We start from the raw sequence: 11279 nt of genomic DNA on the forward strand, positions 1-11279 counted from the left end.
GCTCTGACATTCCTGATAAAGTAACCATCCCCATAATCCCGGCATAGAACGGGAATTGAATGATAATTCCCCCAGCATTTTTTACTCCGTTCGTTACCGTATCTAAGAACTGTTTCGGTGTTTTATGCAACATGATTCCTAGGAATAAGAAAATAAAATTTACAATATTAATATTTAAATCGAAGCCCTTTGTAATAAAATGATAGGCGATAAAGCCCAAGCCCATGATACCGATTAGCATCGAAACCATGACACTGTTTTCAATTTTTTCTGCTGGTGTAGTTGGAGTTATCGAATCTTTAGTAGAATCCGAGTCTTCCGGAATCACCCAACGGGAGCGATCTTGGTCGATTGCATTGGAATTTTTCATCAATAAACGGTTAAATATTGGCAATGTAATCACTAGCGCTGCCACGATAAATAGATTGGCCGGACTAAAAAGGGTTTCACTTACTGGAATAACACCCATTTGGTCCTCTAAAAAATGTCCAGGAGTTGCCACTGTCAAAGGAATGGATCCGGAAAATCCACCATGCCACACTAGAAATCCACTATATGCTCCAGCTACTAAAATACGAAAATCTGCAGATGGTACTTGTCTTGCCACATGGATGGCAAAAAGGGCCCCTACTACTAGTCCAAATCCATAATTAATTAAACAGGCGATTGTTGCCACAAAAGTTACGAGCATGACAGCATGTGCGGGTGTTTTAGCCAATTTACTCAATCTGGCCAAAAAATTCTTGATAATAGGTGCGTTGGCTAACACGTACCCTGTTACCACTACGAGTGACATTTGCATCGTAAAGGCAAGTAAATCCCAAAATCCAGTTCCCCAATGTGAAACCATCTCAACTGGACCACTTTCAGTAAACAAGATGCCGATTACAAACACTAAGAAGGTAAGGATAATCGCAAAGATAAAGGCATCTGGAAGAAAACGCTGAACCAGTCGAACAAAAAAGTTTGTTACTACTCTCATTTACTCACTCCCCATATAAGTAGTTGGTGTTATTATATTGGGAATAGTTAGAGAATATGAGAAAGGTTCATTTTCAGTTCTAATTTACTATTGTAATCTAAAAAATAATAGGGATTAGGTCCCCAAATGACTAGTTTTCATACTCAGTTTTTCCGTAGAAATAACTAATGCTGATGACATAAAAAATACTCCCCCTTTGGTAAAAACAGATATATTAATCTACCTTTATCATAGGAAGAGCACATATTTACGAGAGAAGGTATTCAATTATCTAATACTTCCTATAACCTATTAAAACGGAACCTTCTTATAATATCGTCTTGTTGAAAGTGGATGGTTTCGTTCTTTCTCAAGATGGCAACTTACCCGCTCAAGGAGCGTTGCCAACACAATTGGCGAGATGAAACGTCTTACCTCATCCGAGATTCCTTGGAGTTCATAGTCTTTCGTATCAAATACGGTTAGTTCCTTTGTATAATGCTCTGCGAAGCGTTCGACTCTTTCGGTAAGCGGACGTGATATATCTTCCCCTTTTAACAGGATGATACTTGTGTCCTCCTCGACCAATTCGAGTGTTCCATGAAAGAAGTCAGATGCATGAACTGGTCGTGTTTTGATCCATTGCATTTCTTCTAAAATACACATGGCATAATAATAGGTTTCACCCCAATCAACCCCAGTACCTGATAGGATGTGATAAGGTGTATCTTTATGCTTGTTGGCGAATGCTGCAGCACGCTCTTCGGTAGCTTCCTTTACCTTTAATAAAGCAGCTGGAAGATGTTTAAGTTCTTCAATGATTTTATGATAATTTGGTAACTCATTTCGTTTGTACATTAATCTGAATGCTAGAAGATAGGACTGGATATAGAAAGATTCACAGGATGTATCATCTGCGGCAAAGTTTACAAACGTGTAATCTGTTGCGTTAGCTAAGGGTGTATTCGCATGACCAACTAGGCTAATTGTTGTTGCTCCCTTTTCATTACAAAATGCGGCGGCCTCAACTGTTTCCTTTGTTGTACCAGATAATGATGGCAGGATGACTAATGACTTCTCATTTAAATGCTTGTGATCCATCTTCATCAATTCAGATGAAATTTCGGAGTAGACCGGTAAAGTTGAATTGGTTTTCAAGATGTATTCCGCTGCAAACATGAGAATAGTTGCTCCACCTGTACCGACGAAAAAGACATTTTCGATTCCTCCATCTACAATTGTATCGATCGCTTGGTCAAACTCATCCATTAACGACAAAGCACCATTTTGTATGTTTAAAAACCTTTCAACATCGAAATTATACATCCAATCTCCTCCTCAATAATCCATTTTACGATAGTATCTTCTAAGGTCTAATGAATGATCTCTTTCACGCTCGAGATAGACACTAATTCGTCCCGTTAATACCCAGTTCACATTGACCGCGACATGTTTTCGGAATTCTTCACTTATCCCTGGTAGTTCATAGTCTTTTGTATCGACGATGAAGAGTTCGTTTGTAATCTTTTTGGCAAAGCGTTCGACCCTTTCCGCTAACGGACGCGTTTCATCCTCTCCTTTGAAAATAATGACGCTTGTGTCTTTTTCGACAAGCTCAAGGGTCCCATGGAAAAATTCTGCTGCATGAATTGATTTTGTTTTGATCCATTGCATTTCCTCTAAAATACACATGGCATATGAATACGTATTACCCCAAAGGTTTCCTGCTCCTACGAGCATATGATAGCCTGTATCCTTATGTTGTTTTGCAAATTGCTCCGCTCTTGAATCAAATGCCTCCATTGCCTGAACCATTCCTGCGGGCAAAAATGCCAATTCATTCGCAAATTGTTCATACTGAGGAAACTCATTTTGATTATGGATAAAACGGAAAGTTAATAGCTGTAAATGGAGAAAGAAAGTGTCAAATGAGTGTTTCTCCTGACCTGTTGAAATACAATAATCCACTGTGTTCGCTAGCGGTGTATCTGGTAAGGCAACCAATCCAATTGTAGTCGCACCTTTTTCTTTACAGAATTCTGCCGCAGCAACCGTTTCCTTAGTTGTACCTGTTACCGAAGCAAAAACACAAACAGAATCCTTTGACAAGTGTTGATTATTCATAACAAGTAGCTCAGCAGCAATTTCTGCATGAACCTCGATGGATGAAGTAGATTTAAAAATGTATTCATATGGATACATCATGGCGATTGTACCGCCAGATCCAATTAAAAAGATATTTTTATACCCTTTATCTGAAATCCCATCAACAATCTCTTCTATTTCTTTTCTTTTAGAAAGTCCTTCATCCCCAACTAATCTTATAAATTGCTCTTTATCAAATTTCAACATCCTCTTTCCTCCGTCTCTTTTGTCTATTGGAAATGACCTTTAAAGATAATCATTCGTTTTTTAATAGGGAACTTTCCACATATAGCGTCTAGTACTTAGTGGATGATTTCTTGCATCTGCCAATTCCTCAGCATATTTTCGCAACACAGTTTGTAGCACAAGTGGGGCAATATATCCTTTTACACTTTCAGCAACATTCGATAAGTCAAAGTCCTTTCCATCAAGAACAACTAAACTTTCACAATATCGTTCTGTAAATTCTAATGAACGTTCCTCTATTGGTCTTGTTTCATCTAGACCAACGAGCTGGATGACAGGGACATCCTTATCTAAAATTTCAAATGGTCCATGGAAATACTCTCCTGCATGTATCGCGTGAGAATGAATCCACTGCATTTCCATCAGGATACAAATCGAAAACCAATACGCAATCCCGTAATTAGCCCCGCTTCCCATTGTGTAAATAATACTTGCGTCTTTATAGGTTTCTGCGAATTTCTTCGCTTTTTCTAGATAATTTGATTTCTCTTTTTCTAAAATTGGTCTTAGATTTTCTAAAGAAGAAACAACATCATTGAACTTTTTGTTCCCTTCTTTCTCTGCTAAGAGACCAAATACGAGCTCAAGCATAATGGCGGGTGCTTCGTTCAAATAACTTGTTTCCTTTCCTTCTTTATACACAATGATATGTTCAGACACTTGTGCAAGTGGAGATTCAGCATCAAAAGTAAGTGAAACTGTTAATGCACCTTTTTCTCTCGCAAATCTTGCTGCCTCCACAGTTTCAGGTGTTTTACCAAAATGAGAGCATAGGATGACGAGTGATTTTTCATTAAGCTTAGCAGGATTGCGGTAAACAAATTCATTCGAACTAAACAGATCCGAGTTGATTGTCTTACTTTCACGATCAAATACATATTTACTTGCATACATAAGGGAGGAAGAGCCCCCACATGCAACTAAATATACATGTTTGATATCCCTCTGTTTAAAAGCATTCAATACATTTTGCACACTACCTAACATATTTTTCTCCTCCTTATTTACTGCTTTTTGTATAATGATGCCTTTTAAGATAACCCTCTATTTCAGGTATGGTTCTAATGCTCTTAAAGATTGTTCAATCGCAGCATTTGGATCTTGCAAATACTGAGAGGATGTAAATTCTAAGGTTAATGCTCCTTCATATTGATTGTCTGATAATGTCTTTATCCATTTTTCTAATGGGAGGTTTCCATCTCCCCAAGCCAGGTGACCGTTCGGATTTCCATCGATAAAATGAATATGGACAAAGTCATCCTGTAATTCTGTAAAATAACTTGCCAAGCACTCTCCTTCGACAGCTAAAGGAATAGTGTCAACCATTCCTTTTAAGTTTGGAGATTGAATCTCATGCAGCATTTCTTTTAAATCAGCTAATGTACAAATCAAATTGGATTCTACCTTTTGCAATGGTTCAAGCGCTAATACAATTCCTTGTTCATCTGCATAAACGGTAAGTTTCTCCAAAGAATCTCTTGCCCTCCTTAGCGCATCGCTTCTACTTTCATTGCGATAACCCCACCCTGCCGTTACTAATACCATCGGAGCCTCTAATTCAACGGCTGCATCAATTGATTTTTTAAAATAGTTAATACTTCTTTCACATATGGTCGTTTCCTTAGCAGCTAGATTGATTGGATACATACATTGCTCTGGTGTAAAGCAGATCACCTCTAATTCTCTCGTCTCTATTTCTTTTTTAATGTGACGAATTTCAGATACAGTCAAATCCTCTACGTAAAAATGCGGTGCAGCGCCCCATAGCTCAATCCTTCGAAACCGGTAGTTGACCATTGAATCTAAAAAATACTGTAGTGGATAATGGAGATAATGAAAGTTCATCCCAGTAATTTGCGACCGATTGATTTTTGTCATAACACCCCTCCTTCCAGTTTTCATATTTTAAAGTTATTACTCTTTAAAGTGGTATATACCACTTTAAGTAGTCCTTTTTTGGCGTTTTTATCAATTAGAGGTATGGGAGTCGGATCGACTCCCTCCCATCATCCCTTGACCCCACCAGCCGAAATACCACGGACAAATTGTTTTTGAAAAAGAATATATGCAACAATCATTGGTATCGCGGAGATTGCCAAGCCTGCTAATTGGATTCCAAAGTTCGTATTTAACTGACTACGTAAATTCATAAGTCCCACTGGTATTGTTCGAAGGCTAGAATCCTCTATGAAAACAAGCGCAAACATAAATTCATTCCATACGAACATACCTGTTAATAGAGCCGAAGAAGCGATAATTGGTCGACCCATTGGAAGGATGATATGCCAGAATACCTTCCAGCTATTACAGCCATCAATGATTGCAGATTCCTCAAGCTCCCTTGGGATAGAGAGAAAATAGGATCTCATTAAGAAAATCGCAAACGGCAACTGAAACGCCACATATGGAAGAATTAATGCTCCGTATGTATTATAGAGACCAATTGTTTGAAGCAATTTATAAAGTGGAATTAAACTTACTTGAGGAGCAAGCATTAAGCCACTAAGTATCATGACAAGTAGGATATTTTGCCCCTTAAAGTGAAAACGACTTAGTCCGTAAGCAGCCATCGCCCCAATTAATAGTATTAGCACAACTGATACGATTGTCACAAAAACACTATTAAAGAAATAATCTCCTACCCCTGCCTTCCAAGCTGCTTTGTAGTTTTGCCAATGCCATTCTTCAGGCAGTTTCCATGTATTTATAAAGAAGTCCCTATTTGACTTTAGGCCGCTTAAGCCAAGCCAGATAAGGGGATAAATGATAACCAATGAGAATATCCCAAACCAAACTAAAACAACGAGTTGAAAGATTCGATTTTTAATCGTCATTGTCAGCATTACACCTCCTTACCTGTTTTTCCGATTTTCATTTGAATCAGTGATAAGGTTAACGTAATAACGAATATGACTGTACCAATGGTTGAGGCATAACCCATCTCATCATTTCGGAATGCAGATCGGTATAACATCGTTCCCAACACTTCGGTTGATCGACCCGGTCCCCCAAATGTCATGACATACACTTCATCAAAGACTTTAAATGCGCCAATGACAGTAATAACACTACCAACAAGAATCATTTCTTTTATTTGAGGCAGTGTGATGTGAAAGAATGTCCTTATCTTAGAAGCACCATCAATCGAAGCCGCTTCATAATACTCATATGGAATTTTTTGCATCGCAATCAAGAAAAGCATGGTCATATAACCCGTATATTGCCATTGTGAGACTGCAACCACTGCGTATATCGCAGTTTTACTATCTCCTAGCCAAGAATGAGACCATTCCGAGAGACCTATTGCCTCTAGCGTTCCATTCACAAGACCTATCTCTGGATTGTAAATAAGCTGCCATAACAATCCAACCACCGCTATCGAAATAACGGATGGAATAAAGAAGACAGTCCGGAAAAATGGCTGGAATCTGCGAATCAATTTATCTTCTAAAATAGCAGCAATAATAATACCTAAACCTACTTGAAAAATAAGTGAAATGATCGCATACAACGCATTATTTTTTAAAGCCGTATAAAAAATGGGATCCTTAAAAAGTCTGATATAGTATTCTAGACCAACAAAACTTCTCCCTGCATCAAATGAATTCCACCTAAACAAACTATTGTAAAGGTTAAGAACAATTGGCAGAAAAACCATTAATATAACGATGAGGAATGCCGGTAAGATGTAAAGGATTGCGGTTCGACTACTTCGGTAATTTTTCATCACGTCCCCTCCTGGAGGGGGCAAACAGTGGCCTCTGATGTTTGCCCTTCAGCTTTTATTCAATTTCACTTTGTATTTCTTTGGCTACTTTCTGAACCTCTTTAATGATTTCTTCAGGTGACTTCGACCCATCAAGTAATAATTGAATATTCGCTAGATACACATCTGCAACCTTTGCATGTACATCCGTATCTAGCCATTCTGCCATACCCTCTGCTTTTTTCATTATGTCAACACCATCAACTACTTGTTGTAACGCAGTATCTGGATTTGTTGCGCCATCTATTGGACTTGGCCAACCAATTTGTTCTGCTAGTTTAATCGCATTTTCCTTACTCGTTAAAAACTTTAAGAATTTAATTGCTTCCTCTGGATGCTTTGTTTTCGATGACACAATAAATCCATCTGGTGCACCTGTTATGAAGTTCTGATTGCCTTTTCCTTCTGAAATCGTTGGAAGTTGGAAGAAGCCCCAATTCCCTTTCATGTTATCTTCAACAGTCTGGAACTCTTCTAATTCCACATAAACAATAGCTCCTTTTCCAGCGTAGAAATACTGAGTTGCCATATCATGTGAGCTAGAGTTCACATTGTCCATTAAATAGCCCTTTTGGTTAAGTTCAGCAAACATTTCCATTGCCTTTACATAACCTGGATCTGTAAATTCGCCCGAACGAGGATTATAATCTTTCATTCGTACATCCTGAGGAACCATTTTTTGATTTAGTCCAGTTAAATAATGGATGGCTGCCCAAGGACTTTCGTTACCTAAAATGATTGGAGTTTCTCCACCTTTTTTGAGTGTATCCAGGACGTTCATAAAGTCATCCCATGTCTGAGGTGCTTGTAGATTGTATTTATCGAAGATTTCCTTGTTGTATACAAAGAACTTTCCATTAAAACGAAGGGGTATACCGTAATTTTTGCCATCAGATGAAAATGGCTGAAGAGATGCAGGAATAAAACTATCCTTCCAAGCAATGTCTTCTTCTAAATAAGGAGTTAAATCTAAAGCTGCTTCTGCACGAACAAACTTTCTAGCAAACTCTCCTGACCACGAAAACATAATATCAGGTACATCATTACCACCTAAAATAACCCGTAGCTTATCTTTAATTGGTTCGTCTGCGATTGCTTCCATATCAATTTTAATATCAGGATTTTGTTTTTCAAATTCCTTGACGACTTCTTCAAAGTACGGTGCGTATTCGGGTTGAGGCCATTTATGCAAAAATTTCAAGACCGTTTTTCCATCTCCCGAAGAAGAATTAGAACAACCAGATAGTAAAAGGACGAAAAGTAACATTGCCATTCCAAAAATCTTTGTCAATTTTCTCATTCATTAACCCTCCTTATTTTTGTTCTACTACTTTGGACTAATTTCTTAGTTCCAATCACCACCTCCTACATAATGTGAAATGTTTATATATTCTCTCAAAAAGAGAGTCCATGACCGAATGCTCCATCTACTAAACAGGTTTTCGCTGCAAATTTAGCCCCTTTTTCAAGACTGCTTTTGATAAGCTGAGGCTTCGAATCGTATAGTTTCTCCTTACTACCTTTTAAATAATGCAAAATAAATGCTGTGAAAAAGGAATCTCCAGCTCCTAATGTATCTACTGGTTTAACAAAATGAGGTTCTTGTTTATAAAAATTCTTCCCATCAAACACCATCGCTCCACGAGATCCCATCGTACCTATTACCATACTACTTCCGATCGAATGAGCTTTTTTTAGTAAAGACTCAACGCCCTCTTCTGCCAATTGTCCACAAGACAACAAGCTAATATCTACATCGCTACAAACAGATGATAATTTCTCTTCTGTATACTCATTTGAAAAATCATAGGATAGTAGAACCCCAGCTTCCTTAATTTTATGTAACTCAGAGTCCATGTCGCTGTAAACACTACTATGTGCAATATCAAACAGTTTGATATATTCAATATCCTCTGCCATCAGCACAATGGGATGCTCATTTTGGATGCCACCTTCATTTCCGCCAATAAAGACCCGGTCACCATCTACTAAATCTACCGCTGCATATCCATTTTCACCTTCATGTTGTCGGCAATGAGAAATATCAATTTCAAAGTTTTTAAGGGTTTTGATAATATGATTTGCTGCCACATCATTACCGAATACACCCAGATAAGCTGCCTCAATTCCTAGCTGCTTTGCATATACACTAAAGTTCAGTGCATTACCGCCTGGGTACATGGTCCGATTGTGCACATATTTATCGACTACATTATCGCCAACACCAATTACTTTCATTGTCTTACCTCCTGAGAAATCAGATAATGGTATATACCACTGTTTTTAAATGAATACCTAAAACGAAAAGTCATTTCAGGTTTAATTCCGAGTAAAATTTAACAACATCACTTCTTGTTAATGATGTAGAAAATTCAATTTCCCTATTGTTTCGATCAAACGCAACTGATTCACGGAAAATACATGGACTTTCTGAACGAATTCGTAAAAGCTTACTCTCATTATCTTCCGAATATGTAACTCTCATATATTCTTTTGCTTTAACAAGTTTTATCCCGTATTCTTTCTCTAAAATGTTATATAAAGAAATTTCATTGGTTATGTGATCTTTTATGTTTCTACAATACTGTTCTGGAATAAATGATTCTTCAATCGAAATAGGTCTGTCATCTACTAATCGAAGGCGTTTCACAGTAAAAAGCTTTACGCCCACTTGTAACTGTAATTTCTCTGCTAAAAACGGAGTTGCTTCCATATGTCCCATGGAAAGTACCTGTGTACTCGGATTTAATCCCTTTTCTAACATATCGTTCGAAAAACTATTAAAGGTAATAAAATCCATCTGAATTTTATTATTTGAAACGAAGGTACCAGCTCCAACTCTTCGCTCAACAAGTCCTTCTCTTTCCAAGACGGACAAAGTATGTCTAGCCGTCATTCTGCTTATACCATACTGCGCAGCAAGATCACGTTCCGAAGGTAGCTTATCCCCATGCTTCAAATTACCAACTTCGATATCTTCTATGATTTTCTCTTTGAGTTGTTTATAAAAAGGTACTGTTTCCTCTTTCCCTATGGATTTCTTCATCACGTATGCTCTCCCACTTCCTCCAAGTAATTAACAATATCATTATATATGAAATTGAATTACCATTTACAAAAAATCTCCTTCATCTAATTGGTATATACCAATTAATGTAATTTTTAAAATGAATTTCATTGGTTATTCGAAGTTAAGTGAAGCGCTTTCAAATCTTATTTAATATATCTTTGTAGATGATGCTTTTTTGATAGTTTTAGAATAGTCTAAATTTTCATACGTGTCAATACACTCAAAATAAAAACCCTTCCCCTATATCCGACAGCATTCGATTTTTGAGTAATTACTACCTGGCTGTCAGTATGCTATAATTTGGATGGTAAAATATTGATAGGAGTGACTTGTCTTGGCAATACATGTTGTACTGTATCAACCTGATATTCCGGCCAATGCTGGAAATATTGCACTTACATGTGCCGCAACGGATACAGCCTTGCATTTAATCCGACCACTTGGCTTTTCAACGGACGAAGAAATGATAAAAAAAGCAGGTTTCGATTTCTGGCATACTGTAAATATCATGTATTACGACTCATTAGATGACTTTTTCGTAAAAAATCAAGGTGAGTTCTACTATATTGAAACATTTGGTGAAAAAACACATTCAGCCTTTGATTTCAGTGATGAATCAAAGGAATATTATTTTATGTTTGGAAAAGAAACAACAGGTTTACCAAAAGATCTACTAGAAAATAATAAAAATCACTTTTTAAGAATACCGATGAATACTCATGTTCGATCACTTAACCTTTCAAACACAGCTGCAATATTGGTATATGAGGCTTTGCGCCAGCAAGGATATCCGAATTTAAAATAAAAAATCTTCCGAGTTGGAAGATTTTTTGTTTGTTTTTGGGGAATTTAGGGACTATCTACCCCTGAATTTGTTCATATTGACACTTCGCAGGATTTTTCATCTAAGTATTCTTTAGTATATTTCGCGGAATACATGATCTAGATCTTCAAATTCTTTAAGATCTTTTTCAAGTGGATTGTCTGATTCTACCGTCCACTTACTATCAATTGTCGCTAACCTGCCATCATTGTTTTTTTGAAATGGCAGATGAATATGATGGATTTTTCCATCTTTTCTAGTTGTATAT

General features: G+C 37.3%; 12 protein-coding genes. 1 reads left to right on the forward strand and 11 read right to left on the reverse strand.

Annotated features, from left to right (window positions below; translation table 11 throughout):
* From V7147_RS03715 to V7147_RS03760, 10 genes are all read right to left on the reverse strand, one after another.
* Positions 1-982, reverse strand: a 982-nt coding sequence (locus tag V7147_RS03715; protein WP_335366516.1) for a short-chain fatty acid transporter, incomplete at its 3' end; no start/stop codon positions are given.
* A 291-nt stretch (positions 983-1273) separates the two neighbouring features.
* Entirely contained in the window at positions 1274-2287 is a 1014-nt protein-coding gene (locus tag V7147_RS03720; RefSeq protein ID WP_335366517.1) for an SIS domain-containing protein, read from the reverse strand.
* Between the two features lie 12 nt (positions 2288-2299).
* The gene (locus V7147_RS03725; RefSeq protein ID WP_335366518.1) at positions 2300-3313 is read right to left on the reverse strand and encodes an SIS domain-containing protein; all 1014 of its coding nucleotides are present in this window, start codon (positions 3311-3313) and stop codon (positions 2300-2302) included.
* Between the two features lie 60 nt (positions 3314-3373).
* Positions 3374-4339 carry an SIS domain-containing protein gene (locus V7147_RS03730; RefSeq protein WP_335366519.1) on the reverse strand — a complete coding sequence of 322 codons (966 nt, stop codon included), beginning with the start codon at positions 4337-4339 and terminating at the stop codon, positions 3374-3376.
* Between the two features lie 57 nt (positions 4340-4396).
* Positions 4397-5230: a TIM barrel protein gene (locus V7147_RS03735; RefSeq protein WP_335366520.1), complete on the reverse strand. Its 834-nt coding sequence runs from the start codon at positions 5228-5230 to the stop codon at positions 4397-4399.
* Positions 5231-5358: 128 nt separating this feature from the next.
* Entirely contained in the window at positions 5359-6195 is an 837-nt protein-coding gene (locus V7147_RS03740) for a carbohydrate ABC transporter permease (RefSeq protein ID WP_335366521.1), read from the reverse strand.
* Positions 6195-7079 carry a carbohydrate ABC transporter permease gene (locus V7147_RS03745; RefSeq protein ID WP_335366522.1) on the reverse strand — a complete coding sequence of 295 codons (885 nt, stop codon included), beginning with the start codon at positions 7077-7079 and terminating at the stop codon, positions 6195-6197. The genes V7147_RS03740 and V7147_RS03745 overlap by 1 nt, the downstream gene beginning before the upstream one ends.
* 55 nt (positions 7080-7134) lie before the next feature.
* A complete protein-coding gene (locus V7147_RS03750; protein WP_335366523.1) occupies positions 7135-8418 on the reverse strand; it encodes an ABC transporter substrate-binding protein in 1284 nt (427 codons plus the stop codon).
* Positions 8419-8513: 95 nt separating this feature from the next.
* On the reverse strand, positions 8514-9356 hold the full coding sequence (locus V7147_RS03755) for a fructoselysine 6-kinase (protein ID WP_335366524.1): 843 nt from the start codon (positions 9354-9356) through the stop codon (positions 8514-8516).
* 70 nt (positions 9357-9426) lie between these two features.
* Complete coding sequence (locus V7147_RS03760; RefSeq protein WP_335366525.1) at positions 9427-10164, reverse strand: GntR family transcriptional regulator; 738 nt, start codon at positions 10162-10164, stop codon at positions 9427-9429.
* Positions 10165-10522: 358 nt separating this feature from the next.
* Here V7147_RS03760 and V7147_RS03765 point away from each other — a divergent pair, with 358 nt between their 5' ends.
* Complete coding sequence (locus V7147_RS03765) at positions 10523-10993, forward strand: tRNA (cytidine(34)-2'-O)-methyltransferase (RefSeq protein WP_335366526.1); 471 nt, start codon at positions 10523-10525, stop codon at positions 10991-10993.
* 111 nt (positions 10994-11104) lie between these two features.
* Here V7147_RS03765 and V7147_RS03770 read toward each other — a convergent pair.
* On the reverse strand, positions 11105-11279 hold a 175-nt coding region (locus V7147_RS03770), incomplete at its 5' end, for a DUF5634 family protein (protein ID WP_335366533.1).

Source organism: Bacillus sp. JJ1521 (assembly GCF_036965165.1).
Lineage (GTDB): Bacteria > Bacillota > Bacilli > Bacillales > Bacillaceae_L > Ferdinandcohnia.

What these genes read in the sequence shown, in the direction of transcription:
- V7147_RS03760 (WP_335366525.1), bottom strand. Translation starts at nt 10,164, where the DNA reads ATGAAGAAATCCATAGGGAAAGAGGAAACAGTACCTTTTTATAAACAA.
- V7147_RS03740 (WP_335366521.1), bottom strand. Translation starts at nt 6,195, where the DNA reads ATGCTGACAATGACGATTAAAAATCGAATCTTTCAACTCGTTGTTTTA.
- V7147_RS03755 (WP_335366524.1), bottom strand. Translation starts at nt 9,356, where the DNA reads ATGAAAGTAATTGGTGTTGGCGATAATGTAGTCGATAAATATGTGCAC.
- V7147_RS03720 (WP_335366517.1), bottom strand. Translation starts at nt 2,287, where the DNA reads ATGTATAATTTCGATGTTGAAAGGTTTTTAAACATACAAAATGGTGCT.
- V7147_RS03745 (WP_335366522.1), bottom strand. Translation starts at nt 7,079, where the DNA reads ATGAAAAATTACCGAAGTAGTCGAACCGCAATCCTTTACATCTTACCG.
- V7147_RS03750 (WP_335366523.1), bottom strand. Translation starts at nt 8,418, where the DNA reads ATGAGAAAATTGACAAAGATTTTTGGAATGGCAATGTTACTTTTCGTC.
- V7147_RS03735 (WP_335366520.1), bottom strand. Translation starts at nt 5,230, where the DNA reads ATGACAAAAATCAATCGGTCGCAAATTACTGGGATGAACTTTCATTAT.
- V7147_RS03730 (WP_335366519.1), bottom strand. Translation starts at nt 4,339, where the DNA reads ATGTTAGGTAGTGTGCAAAATGTATTGAATGCTTTTAAACAGAGGGAT.
- V7147_RS03725 (WP_335366518.1), bottom strand. Translation starts at nt 3,313, where the DNA reads ATGTTGAAATTTGATAAAGAGCAATTTATAAGATTAGTTGGGGATGAA.